Source organism: Pseudoalteromonas sp. SR41-7 (assembly GCF_014163935.1).
In the GTDB taxonomy this organism is placed as follows: Bacteria; Pseudomonadota; Gammaproteobacteria; order Enterobacterales; family Alteromonadaceae; genus Pseudoalteromonas; species Pseudoalteromonas distincta.
In genome coordinates, this window is record NZ_JACJEF010000007.1 from 52670 (window position 1) to 69399 (window position 16730).

The window sequence follows — 16730 nt, forward strand, 5'->3', positions numbered from 1 at the left end:
TCACTTAGCTACATATACAGCTTCATTTTTAACGCCTTTAACCACTTCGATTGTGCGACTGGTTTGTAAGCGTGAAAAGTTTTGCAAACGACCTTGTTCAATGTCATAAGCGCTATGCACAATAATTGAAACTTTGTCAGCGTTATCTATACCCGCCAACGAATAAACATCTTTTGGAAGTACCGCGAGGACTAATGAAACACCGCCCGCAGCAGAATTAGACTCTTTAGCTAAATTATCCATTACGCCACTTTTAGCAGCTTGCGATTTAGGACCTTTTGAAACACCAATAAGCTGTACATCACGGGCAACGGTTCTTACTAAGCGATTAGTTTTAGCGACTATGTCGAGTCGGTCACCTTTGTGTATGCGCGAAAGCGGAATATCCAAGGTGTTTAGTTTTAAAGTATATAAAACACGCCCTGCCGGTATGGCTTCTGATAAGTTTTGGCTTTTTGCTCTGATAAAATCGGTGTCAAACAAGGGTTGTTCAACCATTTTGTTAGTTGCTAATTTTTGACCAATTAATGCACGTGGGTTTTGAACGCTCAGTGCAATATTTGAATAGTTACTTGGATCTATACTTTTTTGCTCTACATCGTGAACGGTTACTGTTTGACCGGCCGACATATTTTTGTTTACTACCCAGGCTGTTACGTTATTTTCATCGTTTACCTGTCTAATTCCCAAAGCTGAAGCTAACATGCCAGAGGTGATGAGTAATGTGAGAGCCGCAGTGGTTGCGCCTTTGTTACTTTTACTTTTCATAATATTCCTCCGGAGTAACTTTCACTGCCACACTTTTGTGGCAGTGAGCCTTAAGCTTGGTATTCAAACCTGGTTACCTTGCGTTAGTTACCTTGTGAACCGCCTGCTGCTGTACGTGTTGCAGCATCGCCGCTTGGTGTTGCATTAACAAGTGCGGCACTTTCACTAAAGTCTGATGCAACAAAAGTGAATGAACTACCATCGCCTGCGTACACGTCAACTGAATCTACAAACCCAGAGCCAGACACTTCAGCTGTGCCTTCGGCGTTAATCATCCCGTCAAATACATAGCTTTGGTCAAGTGAGCCAATTGCTTCAGCTACATCTTCAAGCTCGCTGGTTACAGAGTCACGTAATGTAGATAAACCAATTACAAGTGCTGCTACCATTGATGTAGAAAGAATGATTAGCTCTGACGTTAGTACAAAACCTTTTTGCTTTTTGCCATTTAAGTTATGTTTAATAGTTTTCATAATCGTAGCCTTTAAATTAAAAGAGCTTATGCTCACTTTATATATAGCGAGGACCATGCCAATTGAAAATGGCTATTAAATACAGGTGGTTATAGTTTTTATGTGTGTGTTTTTTAGCTTTTTTTATTTTTGATTTGCAAAATGCAAATCAATATTAAAATGAGACTTGTGAGATTACGTATAAAACGTAGGATGAGCGAAAGCTTTACTCCTATTTTTAATAAATAATAAAGTGGTTTTGGCTCCTTAATAATGCCAAATTGTAGGCATAAAAAAGGCCCTGAGGCCTTAAGAGTAGCAATTACCTAAAACGGAGAGTTTTCCGCGCCTAGCAAGTGCTTTTTGATGCGTGGGTTCTGCACGTAAAACTTGCTCATAGTAGCCACAGGCCAATAAATTATTAGCATTCGCTTCTTCAATTAACCCTTTATGGTAAAAATAGGCGGTGCTATTTAAACCAAACTTAACCGAAAGCTCTAAGTAATTTGAAGCTATAACGTAACTGCCCTGAGCATAATGTATAGAGGCCATTTGTAGGTATGGTGAAGCATGTGTACCAAAAACATCAACGCCGTATTGGGCAATGCTTTTTGCTTTAGCTAAATTACCTTGCTCTATTGCTAACGTAACCCCTAAAGTAATTGCGTTTAACGGCGGGTTAGCTTTATTAAGCAAAGTGTTTATAACCTGTTGAGACTGATTAGCACGGCCACTTTTATAAAGTACATATGCCGATATTGAAAGTATTGCCGTGTTATCGGGGTGTTCAAGCATTAACTGATTCACCTCATGCACAAGGTTCAAACAGTCACTTGCATTAATACCTTCGCACATTAACGGTAGGGCATTTAATTGGTATTTTTTTACTATGTCACCCAACGCGTTGTAAGGATTTACTGTTGGCTTGTAATCAATATGAGCGCAACCCGATAAAGTAAGCAGTAAAATAATATAAAATATTTTCATAGCCCTTGCTCCTGTATGTAGCTAAGTACCTGGGTGTCTATATTTGCGTGTTCCCACGAACGTAATGTGTTAATTGGTTCACGCACCAGATTTGGAGTTACAACAATTATCAGCTCACGGTTGTTTTCACTTTTACTGGTTGTTTCGCTTAACTTGCCTAGCATGCTATTGCCGTTGCCATCAGGTACAAAGTCGTGGCTTGCATTGTTATCGGTGCTAATTAAGCCACCAATGATAAGAGGCTGCCCATCTTTTAAACGCGTTGACGTTTGCATGCTGCGTGTATTAAATGCACTACTGTTTAAACTGCTGCCTGTGCTTTGTGCAATTTCGGCTGTTAACGTGGTATCGGGTAGTGAAATTACTGGGTTTAGATCAAGTGTTATTCTGTCTTTGTCGTCAACCATCGCGCGTACATTTAATTCAACTCCGAATGATTTAAATTCCGTACCGCTAAACACCGACCCACTACTACCTTGCTGACCGCTTGTAATGCCAGATGGGCTATAACTTGTAGGTACAGGTACTTCACCACCGACTTTAAATATGGCACTTTCGCCGGCTAAAACCGTAATTGTAGGGCGAGAAAGCGTTCGCGATATACCTTCTTGTTCAAGTAATGAAAACAACATATCAATGGCAAACTGTGAGGTAGAAAGCTGTAAGTTATTAGTTAATTGACCACCAATTAATTGTAGCGCATTTTCTATTGTTGCAGAGCCAGATTCGCGATTAGTCATACCGTCACGGCCAAACAAGCCTGCTTCTTTTTCGTATCCATTTGAGAGCACACTAATATCTGGGCGCCATTGCTTTAACCTACGTTGATTTACTTCGTATAACTGTACCGATACACGCACTTGCGGTAAATCTTCAACTTCAATGCTCGACAAAACTTTACCGCCAGCCACTGAAAGAAGCGTTGCTCTTGCAATATTAGAACTCACATTACTTAAGTTTAATCCTGAGGTAGCATCATTTATTAAACCACCTGACTCGTTGGCAAGTACTTCAATACCTGAACTTTTATCCTGCGTTGCGCCGCCCATTAAATTATTAGGATCAAGAGGAGAACCCTGAGTTTGTAATGCTTGCTCTGGTTCGAATAATTTATTAATTGTATTTAATAAGCGCACTAGCTCAATTTGATTTTTTACAGAGCCCGAGAGTAAAAATACATCGTTGTCGTCATTTGACAATTCATCAACCGAGATGCGCTTAATAGTTACTTTATCTGCACCCATTGATTTAATTACTTCGTTAATACGCTCTTCTTTTGGCTTGGGCGCTTGAGTTACTTTTATTAAATTAATAATAGCGACTTTGCTCGAATTTTGAGAGGTACCACCGTTTGCGTTACCCAATCCTTGCAAGCGTTGAGCGAGAGAATTAAACATTCCTTGGTTAGGGTTTGAGGTAATAACGGGTTGTGATGCTTGTGAGCTACTGGCATAAAGGTAGTTTTTTGCAGCTTCATAAGCGGCATGACGATAATTTATAGTCGGTACTTCACCACGTAATACAACAGCATGGCGATCAGGCGCTATGGTTAGCTGCACGTCAGGATGAATATCGTTGAGGGCATTTTCAAGCACGCTGTAATCTTCGGTTACGCCAAGTAAAAATGTTTCCGAGCTTTTATCGTCGTACCACACCATCATAGATGTACGGCCCAACTTTTTAGCTAAAATTAGTAGCTCACGGCCATTAACCACGTTCACATCAAGTGTTGTTTCGTGGCCAAGTGCAATGCGAGAAATATCACGGGTAAACACAAAGCGAGTATGAGTCCATTTAACCAAGTGCGATACTTTTTGTACCCGCTCACCATTTGCATTTTCTATATAATCTAAATGACTTTCGCTGCCCATGGTGGTAAAAGATATTAGTAATAGTATAAAAATAAACTTTAACATAAGCCTTTCCCTCAATTTGCTTATTGAATAGGAAGCAAGTATGAGACCAAGGGTTTTTATTTTTATTATCAGTAGATTGAAGTTTATAAATGTGGTTTTTATTATTTTGATTTGCAAATTGCAAATCAACAATTCATGAAGAGATTATCATAGGAATAAGAGCAGAAGTGTATGGCGCAAAGCGAGTAAAATAAGCTCTGCGCGAGTTTTAATTAATGCAAAGCGGCTGTAAATGGGATGCTTTCACAGATTTTAGCTTCTGCTGTAAGTAACTCTTCTAGGCGAGTATCAACTTCTTCTTTATCAAAGTATTCGTAAGCAAGCTCTACAAAAAGGTTTTTATGTTTTTCTTCTGACTTGGCAATCGCAACATAAAAGTCTTTTTCTTTACCCTCAGGAAGTGCTTGTGCAACTAAAGAAAAACGCTCGTGACCACGTGCTTCAATTACACCGCCAACCAGTAATCGGTCCATTAAAAAACCATCACGACCATGTCTAAACAGTGCACGTATTTGTTTTATGTACGGGTCTTTTTTGTCGTCACCTAAGTTTACATCGCGCTCTAAAAGTAACTTAAGCACTTGTTTAAAGTGTATTAATTCTTCTAATGCTAAGTCGGTCATGGCTTTTACTAATTTACGTTTGTCTGGGTAATGCGAAAGCATAGACATAGCCATACCCGATGCTTTTTTTTCTGCAGCGGCATGATCTTGTAAAAAAGTATTAAAGTCAGCAAGGACAACTTCGGTCCATTCAAATGGGGTGTGGTATTTTAATTCAAACATGTTCTGTACAACTTAAATAATAATGCGGGGATTTTAACGTATTTGTTTTAAAAAATCTTGTAAGGCAGCAATTTATCTATGCGCCCTTTAGCGGTGGATTCGACTTTTAGCGGGTGTTTAATATCGTTCCATGCGGTGACTTTGCCGCCCATATTCATTTTTTCAAAATCAGTTTTATCACTTTCTAATCTTAAAAAATTACACAACTTTTTGTAACTATCAGGCTTTGCTATATCAATGGATAAAAAATCGTCGTCACGGTTATTAAAGTACGTTTGAGCATCATTAAAATGTGTTTCATAACAGTCTGCTAAGTAACTATCGTCGCTAATATTATTAAGCGAAAGCTCACTAAACGTATTTAAATAACAGCGTTTTATATGAATATTAAAGCCCCCGTCTGCACGGGTTAAATTAGTGTGCATACGCGTTAAAAGCTGTTTTATTGAAGGTAGCCATACACTCAGTTCGCGTTCTAAATAAATAAACTTAGAGTCTGGGTAATGAATATCAAGTGCTTTAAAGTCATTAAATATGGGAGTGTCGGCAATCGCGTTAGCATTTTCAAAACAAGCATTAGTATACGCGGTATGCGCCGTTGTAATGCCGAGCTCTAAAAATGCGTGGCACACACTCGTTGTGCCGGTACGCGGTAAACCTATTATAAATATTTTGCTCATTAGCTTTTCTTTAATTAGCCACGTGTTACTAGCAATAAAAAGGCGCTAACAATAATCACCAAAAATGTAGCAATAGTACCAATTTGGCGATATTTCAGACTTTTTTCTACTATGCCTAAATTTTGAAACACACGCCCTACTAATAACGCACCACCTAATATATGGCAGTAATGGCTAGCAAGCCCTTGGTACTCTGCTAAAAAAAGCAAAATTAAAGCAAATGGCACGTATTCCATAAAATTTGCGTGGGCACGCACAGCACGTTGCAGCGTTGCATTACCGTTATCACCAAGCGATATTTGCTCCGCACGGCGCACTTTTATTACGTTAAAGCTTAAATAAATGTAAAAGAATGCGAGTAATGCAGCATAAGTTGAAATGATCACGGCGTTTTCCTGTTATTTTTATCGCATAAATATGCGCTCTATTATTGTGGGCGTGATAATAACACATAAATTTGAGCAGCATTATCAGAAGTTTAATAATTGCCTATGCTAAGCTAGAGGTATTAAGTTAGTAGAAAATACATAAGGATTTTATGTTTGTACCTCGTAAAGTAGCCGACAGTTACCGTGAAATGATTAACAGTATTGGCTTTTACCCTTCGATGCTTTCAGTGGGCTTTTTGGTATTTGCCATTATTACAATGTCGGTTGAATATTTAGCCCCTGTTGAGCAGCTAAAATCGTTTATATCGGTTGTACTTGTAGATAGCGCCGAAAACGCGCGGACTATTTTAAGCACTTTAGCGGGGAGTATTATTTCGCTTACCGTGTTTAGTTTTTCGATGGTAATGGTGGTTTTAAATTCAGCCAGCGCGAGTTTATCGCCCCGCGTAGTGCCAGGGCTTATTACGCGCAAATCACACCAAATGGTTTTGGGGTTTTATTTAGGCAGCATAATTTACTCTATTATTATGCTTATAAATATTAATAAGCTTGATGGTGGCAGTACGGCTATTCCTTCAATTGGTGTGTTATTCGCACTTGTTTTTGGATTGATTTCATTAGGTTTATTTGTATTTTTTATACATTCAATCTCTCGTGCCATTCAGGTTGATAACGTATTAAATGGCTTGTTTAGCCAAACTAAAAACGAAATTAAAACAATAATACAAAGACAACAAGAGAACCCAGTTGAAGACTTTCCAGACTTTAGTAAGTGGCATTCGGTTAGCAGTAAAACAGAGGGATATTACAAAGGCGTCCAAACCGATAAGCTCAGTGCCATTTTGGCAGAGCAAGATATAAAGGTGTATATCTCTGTTAACCAAGGCTATTTTACAGTTAAAGGCTATCCGTTTTTAAAATGTAATAAAGACATATCAAACGATGAAGAGCTGATAAATAAAATTCTCGACTGCTTTATTTTTTATATAGAAGAGTACATTAGCGATCATTACCGTTATGGGTTAACGCAAATATCAGAAATTGCAGTTAAGGCAATGAGCCCGGGTATAAACGATCCCGGTACTGCGGTTAAATCAATTGATATGCTGAGTATTTTACTTATTCAACGGCTGTCAATTAACGATATTAACTACTCGTTTAAGCACAGTGATAATGCCCCATTGTTGTACCTTCATGAAACAAGCTTTGATGAGTTATTACATGACAATTTTACACCGCTGCGTAATTACGCCAAAGGCGATGCATACGTAATGACAAATGTGCTTGAGGCATTTAAAAATATTTTGTTTATTGCCCATAAAGATACCGATGCACGAAACAGTTTATTTAATTACTTAAATGCGATTGTTGATGACATAAATGAACATGTAACTAATGAATACGACAGACGCGAAGTGACTAATATGCTCAACTCAATAGCGCGCATTAGCCAAGAGCAAGGTGAGAAGTTGGTGGCACGTTTTGAGCACCACCAAAAATAAATTTAATCTATGTAGTACACAGCATAGCTTGAAGCTGTTACTTTAATCTCTCCAGCATGGTAGGCATCAGGTACATAGTTACTTGGTGCGCTATCAGCCATCATTACTTTTTCTGCGCGCATATAAGGCTGCGACTGCACATTGAGTGGACTCAGTGATGCGCTGTACAATCCTTTTAAATCAACGCCATAATCTTCACTAAACTCTTTTGCTGCATCCCGTGCGTCTTTAATTGCTAACTTTTGCGCTTTTTTGTGCAGCTCGTTGTAGTTACTTGCTAAAAATTGCGTTTGATTAATTTCGTTAATACCGTTGTTAACTAAGCTTTGTAGTAATTCAGGGTATTTATTTATATCGCTAAGTTTTACAGTTAATGTACGAGAAACCTTAAAGCCTTTAAATTCTTGATTACCGGTAGTGCGGTTATATTGGCTATCACGGTTTATTGAAATTTGTCCGGCGTTTATATCTCCCTCTTTAACACCAATTTCTTTTACGAGCTTAATTGCTTTTGCGATGGTTAAGTCGGTTTTATTTTTAGCAGCAATTAAGTCTTTATCAACTTCGGTAATACCTACGCTAAGCTGCACGTAATCTGGCATTGTGGTAAGAGTCGCTTCACCTTTAACATAAATATGAGGAGCATCGGGAGTTGCAGCAGCAAGTGCATCAACACTAAGTACATTTAAAGCCAGTGCGCTACCTAAAACGAGAGTTAATGTTTTCATAAGTCGATCCTTTAATTTTGTTAAGGTTATTAAAGACCTTACGTGGTTATACCAACCTGCATAAATCTTTGATCAATTTAACGAATTAAATTGCACTATAACGTCGTTAAAAGTTTTTTATTTAGAACAACTAGATATAAAAACTTTTGCCTAGTTCTAGCGTAATTTTCTTAACGTTAAATAGACTCCATATATAAGCAGATTGGTATTAATTAAATATGAACAAGCACAAAAAAACAGGCAATTGCCTGTTTTTTGTTTTAACTTAACGTATTAAACACTACAACGTTTATAGTTACGGTATTTTGGTAACCAGTAATTTTTGTCGATTGCTGCCCATAACGCATCATCAGTAATCTCAAGAGCAACGCCCTCTTCGATTGCTTTTTTAGCAATGGCAAATGCAATACGCTTACTTAGCGTTTCAATTTCCGTAAGGGCTGGTAATAAACTACCTTTACCTGTGTTTGCACGTGGCGACGACTCTGCAAGCATTTCGCTAGACACACTTAACATTGCATCTGTAATGCGTGTTGCTTTAGCAGCAATAACACCTAAACCAATACCCGGGAAAATATAGCTATTGTTACATTGTGGGATTGGAAAAATTTCACCGTTGTGTTCTACCGGATCAAATGGGCTACCTGTTGCAACAAGTGCTTTACCGTCAGTCCACTTAATCACATCAGCAGGATGCGCTTCTACCTGCTTAGATGGATTACTTAATGGGAAAATAATTGGCTGTTCACAACCGGCGTGCATTGCTCGAATAGCTTGCTCAGTAAACAAACCTGGTTGACCTGAAACACCAATTAAAATGTCTGGTTGTGCACAGTGCATAACATCAAGAAGTGATGCGTATTCACCGCTGTAAGTCCAATCACTTACCGAGCCTTGCGGTTGTGCAAGTGCTTGTTGGAAATCGCGTAAGCCTTCCATACCCTCTGTAAGTAGGCCAAAACGGTCAACCATAAATACTTGGCTACGCGCTTGAGCTTCACTAATACCTTCAAAAACCATTTGGCTAATAATTTGCTCAGCAATACCACAACCAGCAGAGCCTGCACCCACAAAAACTACTTTTTGCTGGCTTAGGGTTGAATTTTTAACGCGACACGCTGCAAGTAAAGAACCGACCGTTACAGCCGCAGTACCTTGAATGTCATCGTTAAAGCTACAAATTTCATTGCGGTAGCGCTTAAGTAACGGCATTGCATTTGGTTGGGCAAAATCTTCAAACTGAAGTAATACATTCGGCCAGCGACGTTTAACCGCTTTAATGAATAAATCTAAAAACTCATCGTATTCGTCTTGAGCAATACGCTTATGGCGTGCGCCCATGTACATAGGATCGTTTAAAAGCTTTTCGTTATTAGTACCCACATCAAGCATTACAGGCAATGTGTATGCTGGGCTTATACCACCACACGCTGTGTAAAGTGACAATTTACCAATTGGAATACCCATGCCACCAATACCCTGATCGCCAAGGCCTAAAATACGCTCGCCATCGGTTACAACAATAACTTTTACTTTACCTTTGGTAGCGTTGCGTAAAATGTCGTCAATTTGGTAGCGATCTTCATACGAAATAAATAAACCACGTGCGCTGCGATAAATGTCAGAGAATTTTTCACAAGCATCCCCAACTGTAGGCGTGTAAATGATTGGCATCATTTCTTCAAGATGATCCCGCACTAAACGGTAGTAAAGTGTTTCGTTGTTATCTTGAATCGCACGTAAGTAAATATGCTTATTAAGGTTATCTGTAAAGCTAGAATATTGCTGATAACAGCGCTCGACTTGCTCTTCAATTGTTTCAAAGCGAGGAGGAAGTAAACCAGCAAGATTGAAATTTTCGCGTTCTTTTTTACTAAAGGCGCTGCCTTTATTTAACAGCGGTGTTTCAATTAGGCCAGGGCCAGAATGATGAATATATAAGTAGTTAGGATCAGTATTAGTTGTCATATTTCCAGGCTTTAACGGAGTCTTAAGTTATGATCTGTCATTATCAGTGTTAAAGGTTTAATTGCAACGACAATTAAGCTAGTCAGACCATTGAGAGAAAATACATGCGGGCTTCACTGCCCGCATGCATATTATACATAATTTAAAATTTGATAGTGGCGTTATTATCAGTTAAATCAGATAACGCAACACCTTCACGGCGTGGATCAGCTCCGCCGTAAAGTTTGTCATTTTTAACTTCAACTGCGTGTAAGCCCGAGTTTAAGTCAATAATACGTACATTGTGGCCGCGTTTAGTAAGCGCAGGCGCAATGGCTTCAATAGCTGTGCCTTTTTCAAGGCTGGTGTAATCGTTACGATTTGTTGTACGCGGTAAGTTAATAGCGTCTTGCGCTGATAAATTCCAGTCAATAACACCCACAACAACTTGTGCAACGTAATCTATGATACGACTACCGCCAGGTGAGCCTACAATTAAACGTAAGCTGCCATCTTTATTAAATACCATTACCGGTGACATAGAGCTACGCGGGCGTTTACCAGCCTCTACACGGTTTGCTACAAGCTTGCCGTTTTTACGTGGCGATAACGAAAAGTCAGTTAGTTGGTTATTTAAAATAAAGCCATTAACCATAACCGTAGAGCCAAACGCCATTTCAATTGAACTAGTCATCGAAACGGCATTACCTTTACTATCTACAATAGAGACATGAGAAGTAGAAGGTAACTCGTATGAATCATCCATTGCATAACTTAGGTACCCTACTGGATTACCGGCTACGGCTTTTTGGTCTGTTTCGGTAATTAATTTAGCGCGTGAGGCAATGTAATCTTTGTTTAATAGCTCTTTTGTAGGTACTTGCGTGAAATCGGGATCGCCCATGTACATATCGCGATCGGCAAATGCAATACGCGAAGCTTGGCTAAAGTAATGAATCGCCTTTTCGCCATTTGGTTTAAGTGCGCTCATATCTTTATGTTCAAGTAGGCCAAGCATTTGTAGCACAGCTACACCGCCACTACTTGGTGGCGCCATAGAACACACGTTATAAGCACGGTATTGTATACATACCGCATCGCGTTCTTTACTTTTGTAATCTGCTAAATCTTGCACACTTAATTTACCAGGGGCTATTTTAGAGTGCTGTACAGCATTAACCATTTGTTTAGCGTTTTCGCCTTTGTAAAATGCATCAATGCCCTGCTTTGCAATGTCTTTGTATAAATCAGCAAGCGGTTGATTCTTTTTAACACTACCTACTTCAATTAACTTACCATTTGGGTAAAAGTATTCGTTAATAATCGGCATACTCAATACACCAGGGTTTAATTGGCGTGCTAATAAGCCATGTAAACGCGGCGAAATTACAAAGCCTTGCTCTGCAAGTTCAATAGCCGGTTTAAAAAGCGCTTCCCATGGCAATGTACCGTATTGTTTATGCGCGCTTGCAAAGGCGTGTAAAATACCAGGCACACCAACAGAGCGTCCGCCTACTACAGCTTCAATCCATTTAACGGCTTTACCGTGCTTATCTAAAAACAGCGTTTCGTCTGCATTTGCAGGTGCTGTTTCGCGGCCATCAAAACTAGTCAATTTATTGTTTGCTTTGTTGTAGTACATCATAAATGTACCACCGCCAATACCTGAGGATTGCGGTTCAACTAAAGTAAGCACTAGTTGAGTAGCAATCGCAGCATCTACGGCACTGCCGCCTTGGGCTAAAATTTGTTGACCGGCTTTTGAGGCATATGGATTTGCCGCAGCTACCATGTATTTATCACCTTGCACTACTTTTTTATGGATTAATCCGGTAGCAGCTTCAGGTTCGCGAGTTTCAATTTGAGTTGCTTGCTGTGCAAATGAAGGCAGTGATACTGCGCACAGTCCAATGACAAATAATGAGTTAAGTTTAAAATGCATAAAAATACTAAAAACACTTAATTACGTAGTTGTATTTGGCATCTTAAAGTTAAACGGGCACAATATGCAAAAATTTTGACTAAAAAAATATAATAAAATGCTTAATTTACCTATTCAACCTCGTTATATATTACCGCCTATTATTTTGCTGCTTTTTAGTACCATTTTTGCTGCATTTGATTTAAATAGTTTACTTGAATTTAACCGAAGCCTAATTGATGATGGCGAACTGTGGCGAATCTTTTCTAGCCAATTTGTTCATGCTAATTGGGCTCATTTGGGACTAAATGCCAGTGGTGTTTTACTAATATGGTTACTACATGGCGAATACACATCACCTACTCGTTACGCCGTTAATATAAGTGCGCTGGCACTGTGGTGTGGACTTGGCGTGTATTGGTTTTGCCCAAGCATACATATTTATACCGGATTAAGTGCTCTGCTGCATGGCGTAATTATTTGGGGGGCAGTTAAAGATATAACTGTAGGGCTTAAGTCGGGGTATTTATTATTTATAGGCGTATGGATTAAAATAGCGTTTGAGCAATTTAGCGGCCCTAATGCTGATATAGGAAAGCTTATTAACTCCACTGTGGCTATTGATGCACATTTAATTGGTGTAATTGGCGGGACTCTGCTTGCCATACCACTGGTTATAGAGCTCTTTAAAAAGAACTTTAAAAATAAAAAATAAAGTTAGATTTTTTTCAACCCAATAAAAACGCCGCATTAGTTAACTAAACCAATGCGGCGTTTTTGTTTTTATACTTTAAGAGTTAAAGATTAAAGTGTTTCTTTAAATAACTTATGAATACGGCGGTATTCGTCTAACCAGCTTGAAGGCTGTACAAAGCCATGCGGTTCAACAGGGAATATAGCCGTTTCAAAGTTTTGTTTTTCAAGCTCTATTAAGCGCTGTACTAAACGCACTGAGTCTTGAAAAAACACGTTATCGTCAACCATTGGGGCATTAATTAATAAACGTTTGTTTAAACCCTCAGCGTAATAAATTGGCGAGCTGCGCTCATACGCAATCGGGTCAACATCAGGATGGTTTAATATATTAGCAGTGTACCCCGTGTTGTAATGTGCCCAATCGGTAACAGGTCTAAGTGCCGCACCCGATTGAAACAACTCAGGCGCGGTAAACAATGCCATAAAGGTCATAAAGCCGCCGTAAGAGCCACCATAAGTGCCGACTGCTTTGGTATCAACGTTGGCATTTTGCGCCATCCATTTAACGCCATCGGCTAAATCTTGTGTTTCAGGCGTTCCCATTTGACGATAAATTGCGGTGCGCCAATCACGCCCGTAACCTTTAGATGCGCGGTAATCCATATCCATTACTATGTAACCTTCATCAGCGAGCAATGAATGAAACATAAATTCACGAAAATAAACCGAAAATCCCATATGTGAGTTTTGTAAGTAACCCGCGCCGTGGTTAAAAATAACTGCTTTGCGATTTTTACCTACTTCACCTTCAACGTAATCAGCTGGGTAGTACACTTTTGCGTATATTGGTTGTTCGGTATGGCTCGATGGCACAGCAACAATTTTAGGTGCAGTTAGCTTTTTAGCTAAAAACTCATCCGACACTGTATGAGTTAATCGCGTTGCTTTTGTATTGGCTTGTGCGTCAGCTACATAAAGCTCATTAGGCATCGTAATTGTAGAGTGCTTAAGGAGTAACTTAGTTTCATCTGGGCTCAACGTGTAATCGGTCATGCCGTTTAAGTCAGTAACTTGCTCACTCTTACCAGTTTGCGGGTTAACGCGGTAAATTTCGTACAGACCTGGGTGTTCAACATTCGCTTTATAATAAATTGCGCTGTCGTCACTTGTAAGCGTTAAGTTAGAAACCTCAAATTGGCCTTGTGTTAGCGCGGTTGCACTACCATTAACTGGTTTTTTATAAAGCTGGCTGTAACCCGACTCTTCCGATAGGTAATAAAGCGTGTTCGAGTTATGTAACCAACCAAAGTCGTTAAATGCGTAAGCAATCCATGCATCGTCATGCAGGCGATGTTGCGACACAAGTTTGTTGTTTTTAAAATCTACAGTAGCAAGCCAACGGTCTTTGTTGTCCCATGCTTCGAGCATGATAGCCACTTGCGAGCCGTCATCGTTCCATACTATTGGGCTTTGCTCAAAACCCCAGTCCATAATAAGGTTAATACCACGAGGTGCCTTTTTAGACTTATATGTTTTACCATCACGTGCATAATTTTCTTTTTTAACTGCGTCTAAAACATCTTCGTCAAAGCCCGGTAAGGTATTAAAGCTAAGTGATGTTTGCTCTTTGTTAGTTAAATTGATGTAGACAAGCTTTGAGGTTTCTTGTTTAGCATCTGCTACACGGCGGCGTGCTTTTTTAGGTTCTATAGTGGCGTCATTTGTAATGTAGTTAGGCATAATATCGCCATCACCACGCCAGTCTGTTTGCTTTTGTACAACGACTAACAGCGCATCACCATTTGGCGAAAGCTGCGCTTCTGCAACGGTATTTCCTTCGCCTAAGTAATAAGCTGTGTTAGCAATTGAATCGTTTTGTTCATTAATTTGCTCACTGCGTGCTTGCTTATCTTTTTTATTTTTTTGTTGAAGCGCCACAAATTTAATCAATTTATGCTGCTCTTTAGCAATATACGTGCTTGGCTCTTCAATACCTTTTGGCTCATCAGCAAGTTTTAAGTTAGCAAGCTCGCTCGTTAAGCCTGTTTTTAAATCAACTTTAAAAAATACATTGCCTTGGCGGTAAACTAAATCGCCATTATTTAAAAATTGTGGCTTTGACTCGTTTGCTGATGTAGCTGTAATTTGTTTAAGTTCGCCGGTTTTTAGGTTTTTAACAAATACATTGCCTTTAAATGTGTAGGCCGCCATTGTTTTATTTTTAGAATAAACGGCTTTATTTGAACCCACAGTATGAAGTTTATTAAGAGCTACTTGCTCTGCTGTTTGGCTAGTAACCGATTGGCTAAATAAATCGCGTAGTGTATTACCCTGCTCTTTTTGAGCATAAATAATAGTAGACGAATCGCTCGCCCAGTAAGCACCCTCTGGCTGATTACCCATCCAATCCGGATCGGCCATTGCTTGTTCTAGCGTTATTTTTTGTGAGCCGATATCTGCTGGCGTGTTTACAACCGCAGCAATTTTAGTTGCTGGTAAAGCACTTTGCTGTGTTGAAGAGGTATTAGCGGTAGCGCTACAACCTGCAAGCATAACACTTGAGGCAACAGCTAAGGCCACTAACGTTTTAGATGAAGACAAATTAAAAATCATAGTGCTTCTATACGGTTATTATAATTAAGCCGTATTTAAGCAGAAGCACTTAAGTTATTGCAATTTTTTAAGATAAATAGCCATTAAACAGGGTAAAGCTCAGTTTACTAGCGCTTCTCTTGTTAACAGGCGTTATTCAATTACCAAATCAAGCCAAACCATGCGGTGATCGCTCGATGCGTTTCTATCTTTAATTAAGCGATACTCACTACTCATTTTAGTAGGCCAAAACACACCACCGTCCTTAATTTTTAAACCATAGTTTGATGGTAAAACGTAATCAACACGGGCTTGCCAATTAGCACTGTAATTTTGTGCATATGGCACATCATACTGCTCTTTAGCACCTTCGCTTTTTGGAACAAAGCTTGCGTTGATAAGTGGGTTTTTAAGTAATTGGTCGGTGGTATTTGTACGGGCTTTGTCCCCCTCAGGGGCTGCATTTAAATCGCCTAAAATAACAAAACGAGAGTGAACTTTTAAACCGCCCTTTTCGCCTTTATCGTCATAAATATACTTAGCATTTGAAACGTAATCGGCAATTAATCTTACTTCATCGTGGTTACGCTTGCCGTTTCTATCCTCTTCACCGTCAAATACAGGCGGTGTTGGGTGAGATGCAATAACATGAATTGTTTTATCATTTATGCTGATAGGTAAATCCCAAAACGATTTAGAACTGAGTCTAAGTGCTTGCCATTCTTGTGCGTTATACCAGTTTTCACCTGTTTTAGGCATCACAGGCATTTGTGCATTTGGCATGTCTTTATATTTAAAGGTTTGAAGGGTTCTTACTTTATCAAAATTAATTGGGTATTTTGACAAAATAGCCATACCATAATGCCCTTCAAAAAAGCCAAAGCCTTGTGCATCGCCCATCACGCCATTTTTATTGCCATCGTTATCTAAATCAAACTCGGTAGCTAGGCCTGTATTTACTGGTGCAATATAAGAGTAAGGGTAGTTAATAGCGGCTTGTTTTTGCTGACCTACATTTAAATAATGCTGATTAAAGTATTCAATGCCTTGCTCTTTTGGGATGTAATCAAATTCGTTAAGTAAAATAATATCAGGGCGAACACGCTGAATAATTTCCGCTATGTTCTTAATTTGCTGGTGGTTAGCTTTAAGTGCATTAACTAAAGCATCACTTTTAACTTGCTCACCTTTAGGCGTGTGATTAGTTGCATCCATACTTACATTAAAAGTTGCAACACGAAGAGATTCCGATGCAAATGTATTTAAGCTAAATAATGCAGTAATGGCTAGCACGCCAGATATTGTTTTTAGTTTCATTGTTTTACTTCACAAATTTAAAATTAGACTTTAACAGTATTACATATTCA

General features: G+C 39.1%; 14 protein-coding genes. 2 read left to right on the forward strand and 12 right to left on the reverse strand.

Features of this window, described 5'->3' with window-relative positions:
• From H5092_RS11395 to H5092_RS11425, 7 genes are all read right to left on the reverse strand, one after another.
• Complete coding sequence (locus tag H5092_RS11395) at positions 1 to 768, reverse strand: hypothetical protein (protein WP_182733528.1); 768 nt, start codon at positions 766 to 768, stop codon at positions 1 to 3.
• A gap of 83 nt (positions 769 to 851) precedes the next feature.
• Positions 852 to 1241, reverse strand: a complete 390-nt coding sequence (locus tag H5092_RS11400; protein WP_076925982.1) for a hypothetical protein — start codon at positions 1239 to 1241, stop codon at positions 852 to 854.
• A 288-nt stretch (positions 1242 to 1529) separates the two neighbouring features.
• Positions 1530 to 2207, reverse strand: coding sequence for a lipopolysaccharide assembly protein LapB (locus H5092_RS11405; protein ID WP_182693153.1), 678 nt, complete (start codon positions 2205 to 2207; stop codon positions 1530 to 1532).
• Positions 2204 to 4123 (reverse strand): pilus assembly protein N-terminal domain-containing protein, encoded by a 1920-nt coding sequence (locus tag H5092_RS11410; RefSeq protein WP_182733529.1) that lies wholly within the window; start codon positions 4121 to 4123, stop codon positions 2204 to 2206. The genes H5092_RS11405 and H5092_RS11410 overlap by 4 nt, the downstream gene beginning before the upstream one ends.
• Before the next feature lie 212 nt (positions 4124 to 4335).
• Positions 4336 to 4908 carry a tRNA-(ms[2]io[6]A)-hydroxylase gene (locus tag H5092_RS11415; protein ID WP_165743839.1) on the reverse strand — a complete coding sequence of 191 codons (573 nt, stop codon included), beginning with the start codon at positions 4906 to 4908 and terminating at the stop codon, positions 4336 to 4338.
• Between the two features lie 47 nt (positions 4909 to 4955).
• Positions 4956 to 5588: a sulfotransferase gene (locus tag H5092_RS11420; protein WP_182733530.1), complete on the reverse strand. Its 633-nt coding sequence runs from the start codon at positions 5586 to 5588 to the stop codon at positions 4956 to 4958.
• Between the two features lie 14 nt (positions 5589 to 5602).
• Complete coding sequence (locus tag H5092_RS11425; RefSeq protein WP_182733531.1) at positions 5603 to 5974, reverse strand: MAPEG family protein; 372 nt, start codon at positions 5972 to 5974, stop codon at positions 5603 to 5605.
• Between the two features lie 152 nt (positions 5975 to 6126).
• Here H5092_RS11425 and H5092_RS11430 point away from each other — a divergent pair, with 152 nt between their 5' ends.
• The gene (locus tag H5092_RS11430; RefSeq protein WP_182733532.1) at positions 6127 to 7479 is read left to right on the forward strand and encodes a DUF2254 domain-containing protein; all 1353 of its coding nucleotides are present in this window, start codon (positions 6127 to 6129) and stop codon (positions 7477 to 7479) included.
• 2 nt (positions 7480 to 7481) lie between these two features.
• On the opposite strand, the gene H5092_RS11435 is transcribed toward H5092_RS11430, so the two are convergent.
• The 3 genes from H5092_RS11435 to ggt form a co-directional block, all read right to left on the reverse strand.
• Positions 7482 to 8207 carry an SIMPL domain-containing protein gene (locus H5092_RS11435; RefSeq protein ID WP_182733533.1) on the reverse strand — a complete coding sequence of 242 codons (726 nt, stop codon included), beginning with the start codon at positions 8205 to 8207 and terminating at the stop codon, positions 7482 to 7484.
• 273 nt (positions 8208 to 8480) lie between these two features.
• Positions 8481 to 10175, reverse strand: coding sequence for an NAD-dependent malic enzyme (locus H5092_RS11440; protein WP_170070897.1), 1695 nt, complete (start codon positions 10173 to 10175; stop codon positions 8481 to 8483).
• 142 nt (positions 10176 to 10317) lie between these two features.
• Positions 10318 to 12096, reverse strand: a complete 1779-nt coding sequence (ggt, locus tag H5092_RS11445) for a gamma-glutamyltransferase (protein ID WP_182733534.1) — start codon at positions 12094 to 12096, stop codon at positions 10318 to 10320.
• 97 nt (positions 12097 to 12193) lie between these two features.
• Between ggt and rrtA the strand changes: the two genes are divergently transcribed.
• Positions 12194 to 12790: a rhombosortase gene (gene rrtA / locus H5092_RS11450; protein WP_182733535.1), complete on the forward strand. Its 597-nt coding sequence runs from the start codon at positions 12194 to 12196 to the stop codon at positions 12788 to 12790.
• A gap of 89 nt (positions 12791 to 12879) precedes the next feature.
• On the opposite strand, the gene H5092_RS11455 is transcribed toward rrtA, so the two are convergent.
• A complete protein-coding gene (locus H5092_RS11455; protein ID WP_182733536.1) occupies positions 12880 to 15384 on the reverse strand; it encodes a prolyl oligopeptidase family serine peptidase in 2505 nt (834 codons plus the stop codon).
• 132 nt (positions 15385 to 15516) lie between these two features.
• A complete protein-coding gene (locus H5092_RS11460) occupies positions 15517 to 16680 on the reverse strand; it encodes an endonuclease/exonuclease/phosphatase family protein (RefSeq protein WP_182695939.1) in 1164 nt (387 codons plus the stop codon).
• Positions 16681 to 16730 lie beyond the last annotated feature (50 nt).

What these genes read in the sequence shown, in the direction of transcription:
- H5092_RS11395 (WP_182733528.1), bottom strand. Translation starts at nt 768, where the DNA reads ATGAAAAGTAAAAGTAACAAAGGCGCAACCACTGCGGCTCTCACATTA.
- H5092_RS11400 (WP_076925982.1), bottom strand. Translation starts at nt 1,241, where the DNA reads ATGAAAACTATTAAACATAACTTAAATGGCAAAAAGCAAAAAGGTTTT.
- H5092_RS11405 (WP_182693153.1), bottom strand. Translation starts at nt 2,207, where the DNA reads ATGAAAATATTTTATATTATTTTACTGCTTACTTTATCGGGTTGCGCT.
- H5092_RS11410 (WP_182733529.1), bottom strand. Translation starts at nt 4,123, where the DNA reads ATGTTAAAGTTTATTTTTATACTATTACTAATATCTTTTACCACCATG.
- H5092_RS11415 (WP_165743839.1), bottom strand. Translation starts at nt 4,908, where the DNA reads ATGTTTGAATTAAAATACCACACCCCATTTGAATGGACCGAAGTTGTC.
- H5092_RS11420 (WP_182733530.1), bottom strand. Translation starts at nt 5,588, where the DNA reads ATGAGCAAAATATTTATAATAGGTTTACCGCGTACCGGCACAACGAGT.
- H5092_RS11430 (WP_182733532.1), top strand. Translation starts at nt 6,127, where the DNA reads ATGTTTGTACCTCGTAAAGTAGCCGACAGTTACCGTGAAATGATTAAC.
- H5092_RS11435 (WP_182733533.1), bottom strand. Translation starts at nt 8,207, where the DNA reads ATGAAAACATTAACTCTCGTTTTAGGTAGCGCACTGGCTTTAAATGTA.
- H5092_RS11440 (WP_170070897.1), bottom strand. Translation starts at nt 10,175, where the DNA reads ATGACAACTAATACTGATCCTAACTACTTATATATTCATCATTCTGGC.
- ggt (WP_182733534.1), bottom strand. Translation starts at nt 12,096, where the DNA reads ATGCATTTTAAACTTAACTCATTATTTGTCATTGGACTGTGCGCAGTA.
- rrtA (WP_182733535.1), top strand. Translation starts at nt 12,194, where the DNA reads ATGCTTAATTTACCTATTCAACCTCGTTATATATTACCGCCTATTATT.
- H5092_RS11455 (WP_182733536.1), bottom strand. Translation starts at nt 15,384, where the DNA reads ATGATTTTTAATTTGTCTTCATCTAAAACGTTAGTGGCCTTAGCTGTT.
- H5092_RS11460 (WP_182695939.1), bottom strand. Translation starts at nt 16,680, where the DNA reads ATGAAACTAAAAACAATATCTGGCGTGCTAGCCATTACTGCATTATTT.